Raw genomic sequence first — 18685 nt, 5'->3', positions numbered from 1 at the left:
GGACATAAAATAAATTCCCTATGTAAATCAATTGCATTTTTATGTGGCACAGGTTTTGCTGCCTTTTCCGGTGTCTACTGACCTGGGAAGCAAAATGAAATTGAGAACTTTCGCCGGCATGGTCGCGCTGGCCGCTGCGACGACTGCCGCACACGCAACCAACCTGTCCTTCACGGGGGCGTTCAGCCATGACAACGACGTGCAGCGGTTTACGTTCACGGTGAGCGGCACGTCGACCGTGACCCTGCGCAGCTGGTCGTACGCCGGCGGTGTGAATGCGCTCGGCGATACGATCGCCCGTGGCGGCTTTGACCCGATCCTGTCGCTATTCGACGGTACGGGTGCCAGGCTTTACGAGCAGGATGATGCGGACTGCGGCGACGTCGCCGCCGATCTCATGACGGGCCGCTGCTATGACGTGAACTACAAGAGTGCGCTGGCGGCCGGGACCTACACGGTGACGGTCCAGCAGTTCAACAACTTCGCCGCCGGATTGAACCTGGCCGATGGCTTCGCGCGCGATGGCGTGGCCAATGAGAACTTCCGCAACGGCTTCGTCGACTCGGCCGGCGACAAGCGCGATGGGCACTGGGCATTCGATATCCTGAACGTCGACACGGCTGCCGTGACGCCGCCGGCGGGCGTGCCGGAGCCGGCATCGCTGGCGCTGCTGGGTATCGGTGTTCTCGGGCTGCTGCGCCGCAAGCGTTCGTAAGCTTCCCTGAACGCCCAAACACAAAAGGGTTACGTGCGTGAGCGCGTAACCCTTTGTTTTTACCGCTGAATCTTGGTGCCGGCTGCAGGACTCGAACCCGCCACCTGATGATTACAAATCAACTGCTCTACCTGATGAGCTAAGCCGGCAATGTGGCCAGAATTATACCCTTATTTGATCCGGGTCAACGTGGGGCGTCCACCTTTTTTGGGTGGTTCGTCATCGTCGTCGGGTACATGCGACACCTCGGACGTCTTGGCCGGGACGGCAGCCAGGCCGGGGGCCGGGGCGGCTGCCGGTTCCGGTGCGGGCGGGGACAGGTCGGCGGCCGTCGTCGACACGTCGAACGCCATGCCCTGGCCGTTTTCGTTGGCGTAGATGGCCAGCACGTTGTGGACCGGGATGTACAGCTCGCGCGAGACGCCGTTGAAGCGCGCCCGGAAGGTGATCGCGTCGTTGTCCATTTTCAGCCCGGAGGTCGCGCCGTAGCTGATGTTCAGGATGATCTCGCCCTTTTTCACGTATTCCATGGGAACCGTGGTGGCGGCGTCGACCTTGACGGCCAGGTAAGGCGTGTAGCCGCTGTCCGTGCACCATTCGTAAATGGCACGCAGCAGGTACGGCTTGGTGGAGATGTCGGGCATGGTGTGATCGGAATGATGCGAGATGTTACACGCCAGTGTACTTCGATTCGCCTGCGGCGGCGTAAACTGGCGTGCAACGGAGGTGGCGCGTTAACGGCGCATCACCTTTTCGGACGGGGTAAGGGCTTCGATGTAGGCCGGACGCGAGAAGATGCGCTCGGCATACTTCATCAGCGGTGCCGCGGTCTTCGACAGTTCGATGCCGTAGTGATCCAGGCGCCACAGCAGCGGAGCAATGGCCACGTCCAGCATCGAGAATTCGTCGCCCAGCATGTACTTGTTCTTCAGGAACAGCGGAGCCAGCGTCGTCAGGCGGTCGCGGATTTCGGCGCGCGCCTTGTCGTGGCTCTTGTCGCCCACCTTGTTGCGCTCGTTTTCGAGCGTGTTGACGTGGACGAACAGTTCCTTTTCGAAGTTGAACAGCATCAGGCGGGCACGGGCGCGCATGAGCGGGTCGGCCGGCATCAACTGCGGATGCGGGAAACGCTCGTCGATGTATTCGTTGATGATGTTCGATTCGTACAGAATCAGTTCGCGCTCGACCAGGATCGGTACCTGGCCGTACGGATTCATCGTCGAGATGTCCTCGGGCTTGTTGAACAAATCCACGTCGCGCACTTCGAAGTCCATGCCCTTTTCGAACAGGACCAGGCGGCAGCGCTGGGAGAACGGGCACGTGGTGCCGGAGTAGAGAACCATCATGGTTTATAGTTCCTTCAAGAAACAAAGGGGTGAAGCGCCAGGCGGCTCACCCCGAATAGACATTGCCCGCATTATAACCGGGCAATCAACTCACTTTACGTCTTTCCAATAAGAAGCATTCAACGACCAGGCAAGGAAAGCGAATAATGCGAGGAAAATCACGACGATCGCGCCCAGGCGCTTGCGAAAATCGCGCGCCGGTTCGGCCATCCAGTCCATGAATCCGACCAGGTCGGCCACCTGCGTATCGAATTCCTGCTGACTCAGGGTGCCCGGAGTCACCTGCTCGAAGCCGGCGAAGCGGTGCACGGTCTTGCCCGGCTCGTGCGGATCCGGTTCCTCGACCATCTTGACCGTACGCACACCCTGCAATTGCCACAGCACGTGCGGCATGGCGACGTTCGGCACGACCAGGTTGTTCCAGCCGGTCGGACGGGTGTCGTCCTTGTAGAAAGTACGCAGGTAAGTGTAGATGTAGTCGGGGCCGGAGCCCGCGCTCGAGGCGCGCGCGCGCGTGATCACCGACAGGTCCGGCGGCACGGCGCCGAACCAGGATTTCGCGTCCGCGGGACGCATTGCGATCGTCATCATGTCGCCCACCTTCTCGCCCGAGAACAGCAGGTTGTTCTTGATCTGGTCTTCGCTCAAACCCAGATCGCGCAGACGATTGTAGCGCATCGACGATGCGGAATGGCAGTTCAGGCAGTAGTTGACGAACAGCTTGGCGCCGTTTTGCAGCGACGCGATGTCGGTGCGTTCCGGCGCCCGGTCGAGCGCGACCGTCCCTTCGTTCGCGAACACGAATCCGGGCAGCAGGGCCAGGACCGCGAGCAGTTTTTTCGAGAAAAACATCATGGTTGTCCTTTGGCTAGTTTCCGGAATCAATGCGGGGTGAACGTGACACGCTTCGGTACCGGCTTGAACCGGCCCATCGCGCTCCACCACGGCATCAGCAGGAAGAAGCTAAAGTACAGCAGCGTGCAGGCCTGGGCGAGCAGCGTGTAGGCCGGGGTCGGCAGCTGGGTGCCGAGGTAGCCGAGCGTCAGGAACGCGACGAAGAACACGGCGTACACGTATTTGTGCCAGCTCGGACGGTAGCGGATCGATTTCACCGGCGAATGGTCCAGCCACGGCAGCAGGGCCAGGATCACGACGGCCGAGCCGAACAGCACGACGCCCCAGAATTTCGCATCCAGCACTTGCGGCAGCATGCCGATCTCGGCCAGGATGGCGACGACGGTGATCGCGACCTTGGTCTTGTACGACAGGCGCGAACGGAGCCAGATGAACACGACGTACGCGGCAATGCCGGCCATCACGACCCACATGAAGTCGGACGTCGTCGCGCGCAGCACCGAGTAGAACGGCGTGAAGTACCAGGTCGGCGCGATGTGCGGTGGGGTCTTCAGCGAGTCGGCGGGCAGGAAGTTGTTATATTCCAGGAAATAGCCGCCCATCTCAGGCGCAAAGAACACGACGGCGCTGTAGATCAGCAGGAAGGCCGACACGCCGAACAGGTCCTTCGTCGTGTAGTACGGGTGCGAGGGGATCGTGTCGACGCCGTGGCCGTCCGGGCCCAGGTTTTCCTTGACCTCGATGCCGTCCGGGTTGTTCGAACCCACTTCGTGCAGCGCGATCAGGTGCGCGGCGACGAGGCCCAGCAGCACCAGCGGGATCGCGATCACGTGGAAGGCGAAGAAGCGGTTCAGCGTGGCGTCCGACACGACGTAGTCGCCGCGGATCCACAGCGACAGGTCCGGGCCGATGAACGGGATGGCGCTGAACAGGTTCACGATCACCTGGGCGCCCCAGTACGACATCTGGCCCCATGGCAGCAGGTAGCCGAAGAACGCCTCGGCCATCAGGCACAGGAAGATCGCGAAGCCGAACAGCCAGATCAGCTCGCGCGGCTTGCGGTACGAGCCGTACAGCAGGCCGCGGGTCATGTGCAGGTACACGACGATGAAGAAGGCCGAGGCGCCGGTCGAGTGCATGTAGCGCACGAGCCAGCCCCACGGGACTTCGCGCATGATGTATTCGACGGAACCGAACGCGAGGTTGGCGTCCGGCTTGTAGTGCATGGTCAGGAAGATGCCGGTGACGATCTGCAGCACGAGCACCAGCATGGCCAGCGAGCCGAACAGGTACCAGATGTTGAAGTTCTTCGGGGCGTAGTAGCGGCCCCACTGGTCGTTCCACAACTTCGACAGCGGGAAGCGGTCGTCGACCCAGGCGAGGGCCTTGTGGCTTTTCGGCGCGTCGGCCGGGAGTTTGGTGTCCTTGAACGCTGCGCCCATCTTATGCCTCGCCTTTCTCGTCTTTGCCGATCAAGATCTTGTTGTCGGACAGGTACATGTACGGAGGAACATCGAGGTTGGCGGGGGCCGGCTTGTTCTTGAAGACGCGGCCCGACAGGTCGAATGTGGAACCGTGGCAGGGGCAGAGGAAGCCGCCGTGCCAGTCGTCCGGCAGGTTCGGCTGGGGACCTTCGGCAAAGCGGGCGGAGGGCGAGCAGCCCAGGTGGGAGCAGATGCCGACGACGACGAGCACTTCCTTGTGCTTGTCGTAGGCGCGGAATTCGTTCTTCGCGTATGCCGGCACCGGCATTTGATAGGGTTTATCGGAGTTCGGATCGGCAACGAGGTTGTCGTTCTTCGGCAGACTGGCCAACATTTCGGGAGTGCGGCGGAGGATCCACACGGGCTTGCCGCGCCACTCCACGACTTTCAGTTCACCCGGTTTGACATCGGAAATATCCGCTTCGACCGGAGCACCGGCCGCCTTCGCTCGTTCCGAGGGCTGCAACGTACTGACCAGCACCCCGGCCGTTGAAACACCGACAACGCCACCCGCCGCGCATGTAGCCACGAGCAAGCCTCGCCGGCCTGAATCGACCTGCTTCTCATTACTCATACCAACTCCATTCGTCAAATGCGAAATGTTGCAATGCAATACGTTGCAAACCAGTAAAAGGCTTTTTTGCAACAGTCGATTATAGGTGAACAGTTTTGCAAATTAAAGAAAAAACGTTTGCCGTGGCAGGCGGCTTCCAAAAACGCCCGTTTTTGACTTGGACCACTTGGCCACATGGTTATCTCGCCGGATCGGATCGACCCACGTTTCCTGTATCATCGCTGTGAACCTGACAAGGTTTTAAAAAACACAAGGGAGGTCCGTGATGGCTATGCTGGAAGAGTTCAAGAAATTTGCGATGAAGGGCAACGTCGTCGACCTGGCGGTCGGCGTGATCATCGGCGGTGCGTTCGGACGCATCGTCGATTCGCTCGTGCAGGACGTCATCATGCCCCCGATCGGCAAGCTGTTCGGCGGCCTCGATTTCGCCAGCTACTACATCCCGCTCAACGGCCAGGCATACGGCCTGCCGCTGGCCGAGGCCAAGAAGGCCGGCGCCGTGCTTGCGTACGGTAATTTCTTCACGATCCTGCTGAACTTCGTGATCCTTGCCTTCGTCATCTTCCAGATGGTGCGCCTGATGAACCGCATGCGTGCGCCGCTCACCAAAGCGGAAGAAGAGAAAGAGGCGGCCGCGGCGGTGGCAGTATCGGAAGAGGTCGTGCTGCTCCGTGAAATCCGCGATTCGCTGAAGCGCTGAACACAGGAGTTCCCCGATGCGCCGCTACTGGCTGCTGTTCGCGCAAACCGTCACGATCGCCCTCGGTATCTATGTCGTGATCGCGGCGCTCCGGCCGGCGTGGACGGGGCGCGCGCCGACCCAGGTCGGCGGGGTAGTGCCCGTGCTACAGGCGCCCGCCGGCGGCCCGGCGCCGGCCAGCTACCGCGACGCGGCCGGCCGCGCGATGCCGGCCGTCGTCAACATCCTCACCAGCAAGGCGTTGCGCGAAACGCATCCGCTGCTCAAGGATCCATTCTTCAAACGGTTTTTCGGCGACAAGATGCCGCCGCAGGAACAGATGGCCAGCCTGGGCTCCGGCGTGATCGTCAGCGGCGACGGCTATATCCTGACCAATTATCACGTCGTGGAAGGCGCCGACGAGATCGAGGTCGGCCTCGCGGACGGGCGCAAATCGGCCGCCAGCATCGTCGGCACCGATCCGGAAACAGACCTCGCCGTCATCCGCATCAAGGCGGATAAATTGCCCGTGATCGTGCTGGGCGACCCCGGGCAGGCGCGCGTGGGCGACGTCGTGCTCGCGATCGGCAATCCGTTCGGCGTGGGCCAGACCGTCACCCTCGGCATCATCTCGGCGCTGGGCCGCAACAACCTGCACATCAACCACTTCGAGAACTTCATCCAGACGGATGCCGCCATCAACTTCGGCAACTCGGGCGGCGCGCTCGTCGATACGCGCGGCAACCTGCTGGGCATCAACTCTGCCATTTATTCGCAGACGGGCGGTTCGGTCGGCATCGGCTTCGCGATTCCCGTGTCGACGGCGAAGACCGTGCTCGATTCCATCATCGAGCATGGCCAGGTCGTGCGCGGCTGGATCGGCGTCGAATCGCAGGACATCACGCCCGAACTGGCCGACAGCTTCGGCCTCCCGCGCGACCGCGGCGCCATCATCGCCGGCGTCGTGCGCGGTGGACCGGCCGACCGCGCCGGCATGCGTCCGGGCGATATCCTGCTGGCCGTCGAAGGCAAGAAAGTTGGCAGCACCAACGACATGATGAACCTCATCGCCGACCTGCCGCCCGGCGGCAAGGCGCAGATGACGGTCATGCGCAAGAACCGCGAGACGACCATCGCCGTGACCGTCGGCCGCCGTCCGCGCCAGACCCCCTGAATTGTTTGGACCTCATTTGGACCCCTTATGCATCTGCGCGACCTGACGCAATTCCTTTCCGAACTTAAAGAGAGCAACACCCGGCCGTGGTTCATCATGAACAAGCCTCGCTACGACATCCTGCGGGTCGAATTCCTGGAAGTGCTGACGGAACTGATCAAGGAGATCGGCCGGTTCGACAAGCAGATCGTCGCCTGCGACCCGAAGAAGGCGATGTTCCGCTTCCAGCGCGATACACGCTTTTCGCACGACAAGACGCCGTATAAAACGCATTTCTCGGCCGGCATCGCGCCGGGCAACAAGCGCCGGCCCAGCGAAGGCGGCGGTCCGACCTATTATTTCCACATCGAAGCGGACGGTACGCTGCTGTATGGTGCGGGCGAATACCTGCCGCCCGCGGCGCGCCTGAAGGCGATTCGCGAGCACGTCGTCAACGATGCGACAGGTTTCGCCAAAATGTTGAAGAATAAACATCTGCGCGAAGCGTATGGCGACCTGCAGCCGGAAGACAAGCTGCAACGCCCGCCGAAGGGATTCGATCCGAACCATCCGCTGGTCGAATACCTGAAGCTGAAGAGCTATTTCGTCTGGAAAGAAGAGAAGCTGGACATCAACGCCCCGGACAAGCTCGTGCCGCAGCTCGCGCAGGGATTCAAGGACGCCACCGCGCTTGTCAACTGGCTGCGCGGGGTGCCGCAGACATTCGAAGAGTAAAGGGAGTCACACATGGCGTTGCATCACGCAGTCTCGGGTGAGCGGATCGCACTCCAGCGGGGCGAAGACGACATCGCGAATTTCACCTCGATCGCACTGATCAAGACGGATCACATGGAGTTGATCCGGCTCGTGATACCGAAGGAAAAACCGCTGCCGGAACATTGGGTCGAAGGCGAGATGACCTTGCTGTGCCTGGAAGGCGAGATCGCGTTCCAGGCCCACGGCCGCACGACGATCCTGCGGCCGAACGAGATGGTTTATCTCGCCGGCGGCGAGCCGCATGCGGTCCAGGCCAACCAGGATGCGGTCGCGTTGCTGACCATCCTGCTGCATCCGGGCGATAACACGGGTGGACCGACGCGGAGCACGCCCGCGCCGTAATCCGCAGCCGTAGGGGGGCATTTGAGGCCAAGGGCCTCAAATGAAACGTGCCACCGCAACGGTCGCGTTATCGGAGCGTGTCAGGCCAGTTCGTCGCGCGGATCCCGCGCCAGCAGCCTGGTCACCATGTCGCTGGCGGAATCGCCATCGAACAGCACGCCGGCCACCGCATTGGTGATCGGCATGTCGACGCCCAGCCTGGCCGCCAGCTCGCGCACGGCCTTGGCGCAGGGTACCCCTTCGGCCACGTGGCCGAGTTCCCGGACGATCGTGTCGAGCGGTTTGCCCTGGGCCAGTGCCAGGCCTACGCGGCGGTTGCGCGACAGGTCGCCCGTGCACGTCAGGATCAGGTCGCCCATCCCCGTCAGGCCCATGAAGGTGCCCGCATGGCCGCCCAGCGCCGTACCGAGGCGGGTGATTTCCGCGAGGCCGCGCGTGATCAGCGCGGCGCGCGCATTCAGGCCGAGGCCGAGGCCGTCGGCCGTGCCGGTGGCGATGGCGAGGATGTTCTTGACGGCGCCACCTACTTCCACGCCAACCATGTCATCGCAGGAATACACGCGCATATTCCCGCCATGGACGAGCGCGACGACGCGGTCGCGCAGCGCCTTGTCGGTCGAGGCGACCGTCAGCGCGCACGGCAGGCCGCGCGCCACTTCCTGCGCGAACGACGGGCCGGACAGCGCGGCGGCCGGCACGGCATCGCCCAGCACTTCGCGCACGACCTGGTGTGGCAGCAGGCCGGTCTCGTATTCGAAGCCCTTGCACAGCCAGACGATGTTCGGAATGGCGCGGCCCTTCAGTTGCAGCAGCAGCGGGCGCAGGCCGGCGACCGGGCAGGCCGCGATCAGCAGCGGCGCCGCGCCGGCGCTGTTCACGACATGCGCGACGGCGGCATCGAAGTCGGCCGTGACGTCCAGGCCGTCCGGGAACGGAAAGCCGGGCAGGTATTCGGTGTTTTCGCGCGCGCTGGCGGCTTGCACCATCTGCGCGGGATTGCGTCCCCACAGCAGGACGTCGTGGCGCGCGGCGAGCGCGATCGCCACCGCCGTGCCCCAGGCGCCGGCACCGAGGACGGTGATTTTTTGGGGTGGTTTCGGTTCGTGCATGGGTATCGAAATACGGGCTAGATGCCCCAGATGTCGGAAGCCTTGACGTAGCCGCTGGTGCCGTCGCGGTGGCGCACGCGCACCCAGTTGCCGGCTTCCGGATCGACGAGCTCGAGCAGGACGTTCTTTTCGGCCGTCATCACGACGGGCGCATTCTCGTCGGGCGCCGAACGCACCCTGGCGGACGCGACGCGCACGATGACGTTGCGCTTCGCCGACAGGTTTTTCGCTTCGGTCCAGGCCATGTCGCCGGTGGCGTCTCTGATCTTGACCCAGTCGCCGTAGCTGAGGACGACCTCGACCGGCATGCCGCTGGGCGCGACGTACAGCTTGCCGCTGCGGGTGGACGGGGCGTCGTACAGGATCACGGCATGCGCGCCGACCGTCTTGAAATCGAACGCGGCGGCCGCGCACGATGCCAGCAGCAGCAAGCAGCCTGCAATGAGTCGGTGGCGGAAGCGGATGGGGCGCATGTGGGCCTTTGAAGACGTGTCTGCCGAAAGTCGGCAGATACGTCAAAGAAACAAGGCGTCCGGCCCCGCCCGGGACGGGCGAAGCGGGACGCCCGGGATATTACTGGTTACCAGCCGGCGTGCCTGCAGCGGCAGCCTGCTCGGCCAGCGCCTGGCGGCGCTGCTGGTAGAACACTTCGAAGTTGATCTCGGCCAGGTGGACCGGCGGGAAACCGGCACGGGTGATCACGTCGGCGATGTTCGCACGCAGGTACGGGTAGATGATGTTCGGGCAACCGATGCCCAGCAGCGGATCCATCTGCTCGGCCGGGATGTTACGGGCTTCGAAGATACCTGCCTGCTTGCCTTCGGCCAGGAAGGCCACTTTGTCCTTGACCTTGGCGGTCACGGTGATGGTGACGGTCGATTCGTAGATGCCATCGGCAATGCCTTCGGCGCCGACGTCCAGCGCGACCTCGATGGTCGGGGCTTCCTGCTCCAGGAAGATCGCCGGGGAATTCGGTTGTTCCAGCGACAGATCCTTCAGGTAAATACGCTGGATTTGGAATACGGGTTGCAGGTTTTCGTCAGCCATGGAACGCTTTCGTGTAATTGTAAGAAGAATGGCATAGCCTGCCATTCGAGGTGCTTGACTTGTCAAGGCGCCGGCAATTGTATCAAAACCAATTCGGTTTCAATAGTTTGCCGGGGCCTGGCCAAGCCAGCACCGATCAGGCTGCTTCGCCCTTCAGCAGCGGGTCCAGGCGGCCCGCCTGGTCGAGCGCGTACAGGTCGTCGAAGCCGCCCACGTGGGTATCGCCCACGTAGATCTGCGGCACCGTACGGCGGCCCGTGCGTTGCATCATGACGGCGCGCTGTTCTGGATCAAGGTCGACACGGATGCGTTCGATGTCGGTCACGCCCTTGGCTTCCAACAGACGCTCGGCGCGCACGCAGTAGGGGCAGCTGGCGGTGTGATAGAGGACAACATGGGCTGTCATGGCAGTATCCTTTCAAATTATTTGATCAGGGGCAGGCCGGCAGCCGTCCAGGCCGCGATGCCGCCTTCCAGGCCATAGATATCTTCGAACCCTGCCGCTTTCAACAGGCGCGCCGCTTTAGTGGCGTGTTTGCCGTCCTGGTCGACGACAACGATGGTCTTGATTTTCGACTTGTCCAGCTCGCCGGTGCGATTGCCCAAGTCTGCCAGCGGAATGTGTTTCGCGTCGCGCAGGTGCCCGTTGGCAAAGGCTTCGGCGCTGCGCACATCGATCACGACGGTGGATTTACCGCGGTTGAGCATCTGGGTGGCCTGCAGCGGGGAGGCCACGCGGCCACGCGGCGCGAGCGACAACCACAGCAGGGCGCCCCCCGACAAAAGAGCGATCGCGACAGTGATGAAATGGTCGATGATGAATTTCACGAAGGTTCCGTTGGTTGAACTGAATCATCGCATTATAAAATAGAAGTCGGATCGGTATTTCTTGCTCACTTTTTTCTATAAAGCACCTATGTACAAAATCGTATTCATGCGCCACGGCGAGTCCACCTGGAACCTCGAGAACCGTTTCACCGGCTGGACCGATGTCGACCTGACCGAAAAAGGGGTCAATGAAGCCAAGCTCGCCGGCCGCCTGCTGAAGGAAGCCGGCTTCACCTTCGACCTGGCCTATACCTCGGTCCTGAAACGTGCGATCCGCACCCTGTGGCTGGCCATGGACGAGATGGACATGATGTGGCTGCCGGTCAAGAACGACTGGCGCCTGAACGAGCGCCACTACGGCGCGCTGCAGGGCCTGGACAAGGGCGAGACCGCCGCCAAGTTCGGCGACGAGCAGGTGCTCGTATGGCGCCGCAGCTACGACACCCCGCCGCCGGCGCTGGAAGCGAACGATCCGCGCACGTCCTTCAACGACCCGCGCTACGCCGGCCTCGACAAGGCCCAGATCCCGCTGACGGAATGCCTGAAGGACACCGTCGCCCGCGTGATGCCGGCCTGGGACGAGGAAATCGCCCCGGCCATCCGCGCCGGCAAGCAGATCCTGATCTCGGCCCACGGCAACAGCCTGCGCGCCGTGATCAAGATGCTGGACAACATCAGCGACACGGACATCGTCGGCCTGAACATCCCGAACGGCACCCCGCTCGTGTATGAACTGGACGCGGACCTGAAGCCGATCCGCCACTACTACCTGGGCGACCAGGCAGCGATCGCGGCCGCCATGGCCGCCGTGGCCAACCAAGGGAAGGCGAAGTAAGTCTTGCGTTTTCCCTTCGTGAAGTCGACGTCCGCGGGCCTGTCCGCCCGCGGCAAACTGGTCTGCGGCCTGCTGGCCTGTGCGTTCGCCTTCGGCAGCGTGCAGGCGGCGCCGCGCCAGACCACGCGCAGCAAGGAGAAGGCCGCCGCCGAGGCGGCGCGCGCCGGCATCCAGCAAAAGCTCAATGCGCTCAAGAAGGACATCAGCCGCACCGAGAGCGAAAAGGAAGACGCGGCCGACGAGCTGGCGGAATCGGAAGAAAAGATTTCCGACGCCAACCGCTCGCTGCGCGAACTTGCGGACGAGCAGGCCGAGACCAATACCAGGCTGAAGGATCTCGCGACCGAAGAGGCGCGACTTGGCGACACCATCGCGGCCCAGAAGCGCCAGCTGGCGAAGCTGTTGCGCCAGCACTATATCGCCGGCAACGAGGACCGCATCAAGCTGCTGCTGTCCGGCGATAACCCGAACCGGATCAACCGCGACCTGCAGATGATGGCCTACGTCTCGCAGGCGCAAGCGAAATTACTGAATTCCCTGCGCACGAACCTGGCGGCCGTCGAGGCGAACCACGCCGAGACGCAGAACGCCAGGGACGAGCTGGAAGAAATTGCACAAGAGCAGAAGTCGCAAAAGGCGCTGCTCGAAAAGGAAAAGGCCAAACGGGCCGCCCTGCTGGCGAACCTGTCGAGCAAGCTGACGGACCAGCGCAAGCAGGCGAGCCGCCTGGAACGGGACGAGCAGCGCATGAGCGGCCTCGTCGACCGCCTGACGCGCCTGATCCGCGAACAGGAAATCGCCGCCGCGGCCGAGCGCAAGCGCCAACAGGAACTGGCCGCCGCGCGCGCGAAAGCGGCCGCCGAGGCGAAACAACGTGCGCTGGCGCGGGCCAGGGCGCAGCGCGAAGAGCGCGAACGCCTGGCGCGCGAAGCGGCCAAGGAAGCGGCCAAGACGGGCAAGCCCGTCAAACCATTGCCGCCGCCGAAACCCGAGCCGGAAGAGACGCGGGTGGCCGAGGAGCCGGCACCGAAACCGGAAGCACCGCAGCGTTCGGCCGACACGGCACTGGCCGCCGACCTGCCGAGCGGCGCATTCGAAAGCCTGCGCGGCCGCCTGCCGGCGCCGATCTCCGGCAAGATCGCGGCCCGTTTCGGCGCCAAGCGCGGCGATGGTCCGACGTGGCGCGGCATGTTCATCAAGGCCCCGGAAGGGACCGACGTGCGCGCCATCGCGGCGGGGCGTGTCGTGTTCGCCAACTGGATGCGCGGCTACGGCAACCTGATCATCATCAACCACGGCGGCGAGTACCTGTCGATCTACGGCAACAACCAGACCCTGGTGAAACAGGCCGGCGACGCGGTCAAGCCGGGCGACGTCATCGCCAGTGCCGGCAATACCGGCGGTAACGAGGAATCGGGGCTATACTTCGAGCTCAGGCATCTCGGAAAAGCGTTCGATCCTTCGAGCTGGATCAGGTTCTAATTTCCGGAAGCACAATCCAGGGAACAGCATGGGCAAGAAACTCAAGAACCTCGGTCTGATCGGCCTCGGCATGGTGGCCGGGGTGGCCGCCTCGGTCCAGTATTCGGCGCTGGCACAAAAGGGCGGCGATGCGCCCCTGCCGCTGGACGAGCTGCGTCAGCTGGCCGACGTGTATGCCCTGATTAAAAGCGATTACGTCGAGAAGGTCGACGACAAGAAGCTGCTGTCGGACGCCATCGCCGGCATGGTGAATTCGCTGGATCCGCATTCCGTGTACCTGGACCAGAAGGATTTCGCCGAGATGCGCGAAGAGGTGCAGGGCCGCTTCGTCGGCCTCGGCATCGAGGTCGCGATGGAAGACGGCTACGTCAAGATCGTCTCGCCCATCGAGGATTCGCCCGCCTACCGTGCCGGCATCAAGGCGGGCGACCTGATCACCCGCATCGACAATGTGCCGGTGAAGGGCCTGTCGCTGGACGATGCCATCAAGCGCATGCGCGGCGAGCCGCACAGCAAGGTGATGCTGACCATCGCGCGCCGCGGCGCGGACGCGCCGTGGGTCGTGCCGGTCGAGCGCGAGGAAATCAAGGTGGCCAGCGTCAAGGCGAAGATGATCGAGCCCGGCTATGCCTGGCTGCGCATCAACCAGTTCCAGGAAGAGACCGTCGACGACGTCGCGGACAAGTTGAAGGACCTGTACGCCCGCAATCCGAACATCAAGGGTCTCGTGCTGGACCTGCGCAACGACCCGGGCGGCCTGCTGCCGAGCGCGATCGGCGTCTCCGCCGCCTTCCTGCCGGCGAACGACGTGATCGTCTCGACGAAGGGCCAGCTGGCCGAGTCGAACGCCACGTTCTACGGCCGGCGCGAATTCTATGCCGTCAAGCCGGGCGCCGATCCGCTCGCGAAATTGCCGGCCGCGCTGAAGACCGTGCCGATGGTGGTGCTGGTCAACACGGGCTCGGCCTCGGCGTCGGAAATCGTCGCGGGCGCGCTGCAGGATTACAAGCGCGCCATCGTGATGGGCAGCCAGACGTTCGGCAAGGGTTCCGTGCAGACCCTGCGCCAGTTGACGCCCGACACGGCCGTGAAGCTGACGACCGCGCGCTACTTCACGCCGAAGGGCCGCTCGATCCAGGCGCTGGGCATCGTGCCGGACCTGAAGGTCGACGAGACGCCGGAAGGCGACGGCCTGAACGCCGTGCGCGTGCGCGAAGCGGACCTCGATCATCACCTGACGAACGAAGCGGCTGATAGCAAGAGCGCGAACGCGAAGCGCCGCGACGAGCTCGAGGAAGAGCAGTTCACCATGGCCGCGCTGAAGAATGCGAAACCGGTCGAATTCGGCGGCAAGGACGATTTCCAGCTGGCGCAAGCCCTGAATCACTTCAAGGGCCTGAAGGTGCAGCTCGCCAAGGCCGATCCGGACGAGGACAAGCCCGCGCCGGCCAAGCTGCCGGGCCAGGAGCCGAAGCCGGCCGAGATCAAGGACGACGCCAAGCCGTCTGCACCGAAGCGATGAACGACCAGCAACTGCTTCGCTATTCGCGCCATATCCTGCTCGACGAGATCGGTATCGAAGGCCAGGCGCGCTTCCTGGCCGCGCGCGTGCTCGTGATCGGCGCCGGCGGTCTCGGCTCGCCGGCCGCGCTGTATCTCGCCGCGGGCGGCGTGGGCCGGTTGACGCTCGTCGACGACGACACCGTCGACCTGACGAATTTGCAGCGCCAGGTCATGCACACGACGGCCCGCGTGGGCCAGCCCAAGGTCGAGTCCGGCCGTGAAGCCCTGCACCAGATCAATCCCGAGGTCGAGGTCGTCGCCTTGCGCGAACGCGCCGATGCCGCACGTTTAGGGGAACTCGTGCGCGATTCCGATGTCGTACTCGACTGCAGCGACAACTTCGCCACCCGCCATGCCGTCAACCGCGCCTGCGTTGCCGCCGGCGTCCCGCTCGTCGCGGGCGCCGCGATCCGTTTCGACGGGCAGATCTCGGTCTTCGACGTGCGCGACCCCGCTTCGCCCTGCTATGCCTGCCTGTTCCCGGAGGACGGCAAGTTCGAGGAAGTGGCATGCAGCACGATGGGCGTGTTCGCGCCGCTGGTCGGCATCATCGGCGCCATGCAGGCGGCCGAGGCGCTGAAGCTGCTGGCCGGAAGCGGCCGTTCGCTGGCCGGCCGGCTGCAGATGCTGGATGCGCGCGCCATGGAGTGGACGGAGATCGGCGTGGCACGCAATCCGTGCTGCCCCGTTTGCGCGGGGCGTCCCGGCGTAGAATGAGTCGCGGCGCACGTGGAAGGTGTCTTTCTGCGCCGCCTATCTTACAATTAGACAATTTTCCTGACGAGTTGGAACATTTTCCAAACGACTTTTAACCTCATCCCCGCTCGTTCGGCCTTATACTGTTTTTTCGACCACATCCATCACATCTATGCAGAACTTCAAGCATCGTTTCGCACGGCAGCGCCGCCAGCGCGGTTTCACCCTCGTCGAAATCATGGTCGTCGTGGTCATCATCGGCATCCTGGGTGCGCTCGTCGTTCCCAAGCTGCTGGGCCGTACCGGCGAGTCGCGCGTGACCGCGGCCCGCGTCGACATCGCCACGCTGATGTCGGCACTCAAGATGTACAAGCTCGATAACCAGCGCTATCCGACCACGGAGCAGGGCTTGCAGTCCCTCGTCCAGAAGCCGACCAGCGGCCCGGCCGCCAACGGCTGGAAGGAAGGCGGCTACATCGACAAGCTGCCGAAGGACCCGTGGGGCAATCCGTACCAGTACCTGTCGCCTGGCCTGCACGGCGAGATCGACGTGTTCTCGCTGGGCGCGGACGGCCAGCCGGGCGGTACCGGCGAGGATGCCGACGTCGGTTCGTGGGACAACAAATAACGTAGGTGTGTCGATGACCACGCGCGCGCCGGGCCGCGCCGGCGGCTTCACCCTGGTGGAGATCATGGTCGTGATGGTCATCATCGGCATCACGCTGGGGCTGGCCAGCCTCAACGCCATTCCCAGCCCGCACCAGGACCTGCAGAAGGAGGCGCAGCGTATCGCGCTGCTGCTGCAACTGGCGCGCGACGAAGCGATCGTGCGCAACCGCCTCGTCGCCTTCGAAGCCACGCCCGAGCGTTACCACTTCCTCGTGCGCACCGAAACGCGCTGGCAACCGATCGCGAACGACGACATGCTGCGCGAGCGCGACTTCAAGAATGCCCCGCTGACCCTGCTGCTGGATCCGACCAGCGCGGGTACCCTGAATCCGCTGCGCATCACGTTCGGCAGCGAACCGGTCGACAAGCCGTTCGTGCTCACGCTGGCCAGCGGCAACGACCGCGTCGCCATCCGCGCCGACGGGGTCGGGCACTTCACGGTGGAGTGAAGAGGTCAATCATGCGCGCCATGCGATTCCCGAACCGGCAATGCGGCTTCACGCTGCTCGAAGTGCTCGTGGCCCTCGTCATCGTGGGCACGGCGCTGGGCGCGGGCCTGCGCGCCGTCGGCAGCCTGAGCGCCAACGGCAGCGGCCTGCGCGCCTCGATGATGGCGACGTGGTCGGCCGAGAACCGGCTCGTGCAGATCCGACTGGGCAAGGAATTCCCCGACATCGGCAAGCACAGCTTCGATTGCCCGCAGGGCGACCTGCACCTCGTGTGCCAGGAAGAAGTGATCGCCAGCCCGAACCCGCGCCTGCGCCGGGTCGAGGTCTCCGTGTACGACATCGAAAACCCCAACCGGCGCATCGTCAAGCTGGTCCAACTCGTGCTGAAGCCGTGGCGATGACGAACTCTTCCCCGGCCCGCGGCTTCACCCTCGTGGAGCTGCTCGTGGCGATCAGCATCCTGGCCATCGTCGCCGTGCTCGGCTGGCGCGGGCTGGACGGCATCGTGCGCGCCCGCGTGGCCCTCACGCAGCAGATGGAAACGACGCGCGGCATGCAACTGGCCTTCGCCCAGATGCAGAGCGACTGCGAACACATCGCCCAGCGCGACGTCGTCGACCAGCGGCCCTATCTCCTCGTCGGCGCCGACCGCCTGACGCTCGTGCGCGAGGTGTTTACGGAAAACCAGCCGTCGCGGCTGCAGGTGGTCGCGTACCGCATCGTCAACGGCACCTTGATGCGGCGCGAGTCGCAGCCGACGCGCGACCTCGTCCAGCTCGACGCGCTGTGGCAGGCCGTCACCAGCGATGCCGACACCAACCCGGCCGTGGCCATCCAGACCGGCGTGACGGGGATGCAGGTCGCGACCTGGCTCAACAACTCGTGGCGCCAGGGCGGCGTCGATCCCGGCGCGAATGCGGCGGGCACGGGCCAGGCGCCGCCGCCGCCCCAGCCCCCGTCGCCCGACCAGGCGGCGCAGGTGAGCAACGAACCCACGGGCCTGCAGGTCGCGTTGCAGGCCCAGAACCTGCAACAGCCGATGGTCAAATCCTTCCTGCTGGGGGAACCATGAGAACGCGCCAGCGCCGGCCTGCGCGCGAACGCGGCGTGGCCGTGATCACCGCGCTGCTGCTCACCACGCTGGCGATCTCCATCGTCGCCAGCCTGTTCTGGCAGCAGCAGGTGCAGGTGCGTTCGATGGAAAACCAGCGCCTGCACTTGCAGACCAAGTGGATCCTGCGCGGCGCGCTCGACTGGTCGACGCTGGTGCTGTTCCAGGACGGCATCGACCACCGCGACTACACGTCGCTCGACCAGGTTTGGGCGACGCCGCTGGCGGAAACGCGCCTGGACCAATACGTCGAACGCCAGCGGGTCGAAGGAGAAACGTTCGATGCAAGCCTGTCCGGTAACATTACCGACGCATGCTCGCGTTACAATTTGCGCAACCTGGGAATGAGCCGCGGGTTGCCCGATCCGCAGCAGCTGGCGATTTTCAAACGCCTGCTGAACAACCTGCAGCTGGACCAGGGCCTGGCGCTGCGCATTGCGAACTTCGTCGCGGCCGGCTTGCCGGCCACGATGGAAGAGGGCAACGATCCGACGCAGCAGCAGGCCGCGCCCGTGGTCGGTGCGCCGGTGAAGGTCTTGCAGGTGGAAGATCTGTTGTCGGTGCGGGGCGTGACGCCGGCCATCGTCGAGCGGCTGCGGCCGTTCGTGACGGTGCTGCCGGAAAAGACGCCGGTGAACGTCAACACGGCGCCGGCGGAAGTGCTGGCGGCCGTGGTGCCGGACATGTCGGTGTCGGAAGCGAATACGCTGATCGTGCGGCGCAAGCAGGCGGCGTGGCGCGGTCTCAATTATTTCGAGACCGAGATCGGCGAGAACCGGAAGCCGACGGAGGGTACGGCGGGCGTCAAGAGCGACTGGTTTTTCGTCGACAGCCGCATCCGCCTGGACCGTGCGGCACTGGATGCACAGGCGCTGATCCACCGGTCGTCGAACCTGGTGGCGGGCAGCGGGCCGAAAGTGGTGTGGATCCGCCAGTATTGAACATTGAAGAGAAGTCTCGAGGGATAGCGC

At 63.9% G+C, this 18685-nt stretch carries 24 protein-coding genes and 1 tRNA gene; 14 read left to right on the top strand and 11 right to left on the bottom strand.

The features are described from left to right. Positions 1-94: 94 nt before the first annotated feature. Positions 95-715, top strand: a complete 621-nt coding sequence (locus ACEN98_RS00445; RefSeq protein ID WP_413380530.1) for a DVUA0089 family protein — start codon at positions 95-97, stop codon at positions 713-715. Positions 716-788: 73 nt separating this feature from the next. On the opposite strand, the gene ACEN98_RS00440 is transcribed toward ACEN98_RS00445, so the two are convergent. The 6 genes from ACEN98_RS00440 to petA all read right to left on the bottom strand — a co-directional run bounded on the left by ACEN98_RS00440 (position 789) and on the right by petA (position 4974). After that, positions 789-864: transfer RNA gene (locus ACEN98_RS00440), tRNA-Thr, on the bottom strand. 21 nt (positions 865-885) lie between these two features. After that, a complete protein-coding gene (locus ACEN98_RS00435) occupies positions 886-1359 on the bottom strand; it encodes a ClpXP protease specificity-enhancing factor (protein WP_413380529.1) in 474 nt (157 codons plus the stop codon). 90 nt (positions 1360-1449) lie between these two features. Then, positions 1450-2061 carry a glutathione S-transferase N-terminal domain-containing protein gene (locus tag ACEN98_RS00430; protein WP_036231132.1) on the bottom strand — a complete coding sequence of 204 codons (612 nt, stop codon included), beginning with the start codon at positions 2059-2061 and terminating at the stop codon, positions 1450-1452. A 90-nt stretch (positions 2062-2151) separates the two neighbouring features. Further along, the gene (locus ACEN98_RS00425; protein WP_413385928.1) at positions 2152-2913 is read right to left on the bottom strand and encodes a cytochrome c1; all 762 of its coding nucleotides are present in this window, start codon (positions 2911-2913) and stop codon (positions 2152-2154) included. 29 nt (positions 2914-2942) lie between these two features. Beyond that, complete coding sequence (locus tag ACEN98_RS00420) at positions 2943-4358, bottom strand: cytochrome b (protein WP_160406902.1); 1416 nt, start codon at positions 4356-4358, stop codon at positions 2943-2945. A 1-nt stretch (position 4359) separates the two neighbouring features. Then, positions 4360-4974: a ubiquinol-cytochrome c reductase iron-sulfur subunit gene (gene petA / locus ACEN98_RS00415; protein WP_413336911.1), complete on the bottom strand. Its 615-nt coding sequence runs from the start codon at positions 4972-4974 to the stop codon at positions 4360-4362. Between the two features lie 265 nt (positions 4975-5239). Between petA and mscL the strand changes: the two genes are divergently transcribed. From mscL to ACEN98_RS00395, 4 genes are read left to right on the top strand one after another with little or no spacing between them, the layout of a single operon-like run. Beyond that, entirely contained in the window at positions 5240-5674 is a 435-nt protein-coding gene (mscL, locus tag ACEN98_RS00410; protein ID WP_413380527.1) for a large conductance mechanosensitive channel protein MscL, read from the top strand. 16 nt (positions 5675-5690) lie between these two features. Then, positions 5691-6827, top strand: coding sequence for a Do family serine endopeptidase (locus ACEN98_RS00405; RefSeq protein ID WP_413380524.1), 1137 nt, complete (start codon positions 5691-5693; stop codon positions 6825-6827). 27 nt (positions 6828-6854) lie between these two features. Beyond that, a complete protein-coding gene (locus ACEN98_RS00400) occupies positions 6855-7541 on the top strand; it encodes a DUF2461 domain-containing protein (protein ID WP_413336914.1) in 687 nt (228 codons plus the stop codon). Positions 7542-7553: 12 nt separating this feature from the next. Next, entirely contained in the window at positions 7554-7925 is a 372-nt protein-coding gene (locus tag ACEN98_RS00395; RefSeq protein ID WP_413336915.1) for a cupin domain-containing protein, read from the top strand. Positions 7926-8005: 80 nt separating this feature from the next. On the opposite strand, the gene ACEN98_RS00390 is transcribed toward ACEN98_RS00395, so the two are convergent. From ACEN98_RS00390 to ACEN98_RS00370, 5 genes are all read right to left on the bottom strand, one after another. Continuing rightward, positions 8006-9034: an NAD(P)H-dependent glycerol-3-phosphate dehydrogenase gene (locus ACEN98_RS00390; protein WP_413380521.1), complete on the bottom strand. Its 1029-nt coding sequence runs from the start codon at positions 9032-9034 to the stop codon at positions 8006-8008. A gap of 17 nt (positions 9035-9051) precedes the next feature. Continuing rightward, on the bottom strand, positions 9052-9507 hold the full coding sequence (locus ACEN98_RS00385; RefSeq protein WP_413336917.1) for an SH3 domain-containing protein: 456 nt from the start codon (positions 9505-9507) through the stop codon (positions 9052-9054). 100 nt (positions 9508-9607) lie between these two features. Beyond that, complete coding sequence (gene secB, locus ACEN98_RS00380) at positions 9608-10081, bottom strand: protein-export chaperone SecB (protein ID WP_056134424.1); 474 nt, start codon at positions 10079-10081, stop codon at positions 9608-9610. A 136-nt stretch (positions 10082-10217) separates the two neighbouring features. Then, positions 10218-10487 (bottom strand): glutaredoxin 3, encoded by a 270-nt coding sequence (gene grxC, locus ACEN98_RS00375; protein ID WP_413380519.1) that lies wholly within the window; start codon positions 10485-10487, stop codon positions 10218-10220. A 17-nt stretch (positions 10488-10504) separates the two neighbouring features. Next, positions 10505-10909 carry a rhodanese-like domain-containing protein gene (locus ACEN98_RS00370; protein WP_413380517.1) on the bottom strand — a complete coding sequence of 135 codons (405 nt, stop codon included), beginning with the start codon at positions 10907-10909 and terminating at the stop codon, positions 10505-10507. Between the two features lie 88 nt (positions 10910-10997). Here ACEN98_RS00370 and gpmA point away from each other — a divergent pair, with 88 nt between their 5' ends. From gpmA to gspK, 9 genes are all read left to right on the top strand, one after another. Further along, entirely contained in the window at positions 10998-11744 is a 747-nt protein-coding gene (gene gpmA, locus ACEN98_RS00365) for a 2,3-diphosphoglycerate-dependent phosphoglycerate mutase (protein WP_413380514.1), read from the top strand. Between the two features lie 69 nt (positions 11745-11813). After that, positions 11814-13226 carry a murein hydrolase activator EnvC family protein gene (locus ACEN98_RS00360; protein ID WP_413385927.1) on the top strand — a complete coding sequence of 471 codons (1413 nt, stop codon included), beginning with the start codon at positions 11814-11816 and terminating at the stop codon, positions 13224-13226. Between the two features lie 28 nt (positions 13227-13254). Further along, on the top strand, positions 13255-14748 hold the full coding sequence (locus tag ACEN98_RS00355) for a S41 family peptidase (RefSeq protein ID WP_413336921.1): 1494 nt from the start codon (positions 13255-13257) through the stop codon (positions 14746-14748). Beyond that, positions 14745-15506, top strand: coding sequence for a HesA/MoeB/ThiF family protein (locus ACEN98_RS00350; protein ID WP_371771676.1), 762 nt, complete (start codon positions 14745-14747; stop codon positions 15504-15506). The genes ACEN98_RS00355 and ACEN98_RS00350 overlap by 4 nt, the downstream gene beginning before the upstream one ends. Positions 15507-15657: 151 nt before the next feature. Then, positions 15658-16113 (top strand): type II secretion system major pseudopilin GspG, encoded by a 456-nt coding sequence (gene gspG, locus ACEN98_RS00345; protein ID WP_371764243.1) that lies wholly within the window; start codon positions 15658-15660, stop codon positions 16111-16113. Between the two features lie 13 nt (positions 16114-16126). Beyond that, complete coding sequence (gspH, locus tag ACEN98_RS00340; RefSeq protein WP_371764244.1) at positions 16127-16603, top strand: type II secretion system minor pseudopilin GspH; 477 nt, start codon at positions 16127-16129, stop codon at positions 16601-16603. Between the two features lie 11 nt (positions 16604-16614). Further along, a complete protein-coding gene (gene gspI, locus ACEN98_RS00335; protein WP_413380511.1) occupies positions 16615-17004 on the top strand; it encodes a type II secretion system minor pseudopilin GspI in 390 nt (129 codons plus the stop codon). After that, positions 17001-17675 (top strand): type II secretion system protein J, encoded by a 675-nt coding sequence (locus tag ACEN98_RS00330; protein WP_413380508.1) that lies wholly within the window; start codon positions 17001-17003, stop codon positions 17673-17675. The genes gspI and ACEN98_RS00330 overlap by 4 nt, the downstream gene beginning before the upstream one ends. Next, complete coding sequence (gspK, locus tag ACEN98_RS00325; RefSeq protein WP_413380505.1) at positions 17672-18655, top strand: type II secretion system minor pseudopilin GspK; 984 nt, start codon at positions 17672-17674, stop codon at positions 18653-18655. The genes ACEN98_RS00330 and gspK overlap by 4 nt, the downstream gene beginning before the upstream one ends. Positions 18656-18685: the final 30 nt, after the last annotated feature.

It is taken from the genome of Massilia sp. CT11-137, assembly GCF_047302885.1.
Classification (GTDB): domain Bacteria; phylum Pseudomonadota; class Gammaproteobacteria; order Burkholderiales; family Burkholderiaceae_D; genus Telluria; species Telluria orientalis.
The sequence above is the reverse complement of the archived record's forward strand: the minus strand, read 5'-3'. Positions and strand labels throughout refer to the sequence as shown.

Excerpts from the sequence above, each read along its gene's own strand:
- ACEN98_RS00445 (WP_413380530.1), top strand. The coding sequence starts at position 95 with ATGAAATTGAGAACTTTCGCCGGCATGGTCGCGCTGGCCGCTGCGACG.
- ACEN98_RS00435 (WP_413380529.1), bottom strand. The coding sequence starts at position 1,359 with ATGCCCGACATCTCCACCAAGCCGTACCTGCTGCGTGCCATTTACGAA.
- ACEN98_RS00430 (WP_036231132.1), bottom strand. The coding sequence starts at position 2,061 with ATGATGGTTCTCTACTCCGGCACCACGTGCCCGTTCTCCCAGCGCTGC.
- ACEN98_RS00425 (WP_413385928.1), bottom strand. The coding sequence starts at position 2,913 with ATGTTTTTCTCGAAAAAACTGCTCGCGGTCCTGGCCCTGCTGCCCGGA.
- ACEN98_RS00420 (WP_160406902.1), bottom strand. The coding sequence starts at position 4,358 with ATGGGCGCAGCGTTCAAGGACACCAAACTCCCGGCCGACGCGCCGAAA.
- petA (WP_413336911.1), bottom strand. The coding sequence starts at position 4,974 with ATGAGTAATGAGAAGCAGGTCGATTCAGGCCGGCGAGGCTTGCTCGTG.
- mscL (WP_413380527.1), top strand. The coding sequence starts at position 5,240 with ATGGCTATGCTGGAAGAGTTCAAGAAATTTGCGATGAAGGGCAACGTC.
- ACEN98_RS00405 (WP_413380524.1), top strand. The coding sequence starts at position 5,691 with ATGCGCCGCTACTGGCTGCTGTTCGCGCAAACCGTCACGATCGCCCTC.
- ACEN98_RS00400 (WP_413336914.1), top strand. The coding sequence starts at position 6,855 with ATGCATCTGCGCGACCTGACGCAATTCCTTTCCGAACTTAAAGAGAGC.
- ACEN98_RS00395 (WP_413336915.1), top strand. The coding sequence starts at position 7,554 with ATGGCGTTGCATCACGCAGTCTCGGGTGAGCGGATCGCACTCCAGCGG.
- ACEN98_RS00390 (WP_413380521.1), bottom strand. The coding sequence starts at position 9,034 with ATGCACGAACCGAAACCACCCCAAAAAATCACCGTCCTCGGTGCCGGC.
- ACEN98_RS00385 (WP_413336917.1), bottom strand. The coding sequence starts at position 9,507 with ATGCGCCCCATCCGCTTCCGCCACCGACTCATTGCAGGCTGCTTGCTG.
- secB (WP_056134424.1), bottom strand. The coding sequence starts at position 10,081 with ATGGCTGACGAAAACCTGCAACCCGTATTCCAAATCCAGCGTATTTAC.
- grxC (WP_413380519.1), bottom strand. The coding sequence starts at position 10,487 with ATGACAGCCCATGTTGTCCTCTATCACACCGCCAGCTGCCCCTACTGC.
- gpmA (WP_413380514.1), top strand. The coding sequence starts at position 10,998 with ATGTACAAAATCGTATTCATGCGCCACGGCGAGTCCACCTGGAACCTC.
- ACEN98_RS00355 (WP_413336921.1), top strand. The coding sequence starts at position 13,255 with ATGGGCAAGAAACTCAAGAACCTCGGTCTGATCGGCCTCGGCATGGTG.
- ACEN98_RS00350 (WP_371771676.1), top strand. The coding sequence starts at position 14,745 with ATGAACGACCAGCAACTGCTTCGCTATTCGCGCCATATCCTGCTCGAC.
- gspG (WP_371764243.1), top strand. The coding sequence starts at position 15,658 with ATGCAGAACTTCAAGCATCGTTTCGCACGGCAGCGCCGCCAGCGCGGT.
- gspH (WP_371764244.1), top strand. The coding sequence starts at position 16,127 with ATGACCACGCGCGCGCCGGGCCGCGCCGGCGGCTTCACCCTGGTGGAG.
- gspI (WP_413380511.1), top strand. The coding sequence starts at position 16,615 with ATGCGCGCCATGCGATTCCCGAACCGGCAATGCGGCTTCACGCTGCTC.
- ACEN98_RS00330 (WP_413380508.1), top strand. The coding sequence starts at position 17,001 with ATGACGAACTCTTCCCCGGCCCGCGGCTTCACCCTCGTGGAGCTGCTC.
- gspK (WP_413380505.1), top strand. The coding sequence starts at position 17,672 with ATGAGAACGCGCCAGCGCCGGCCTGCGCGCGAACGCGGCGTGGCCGTG.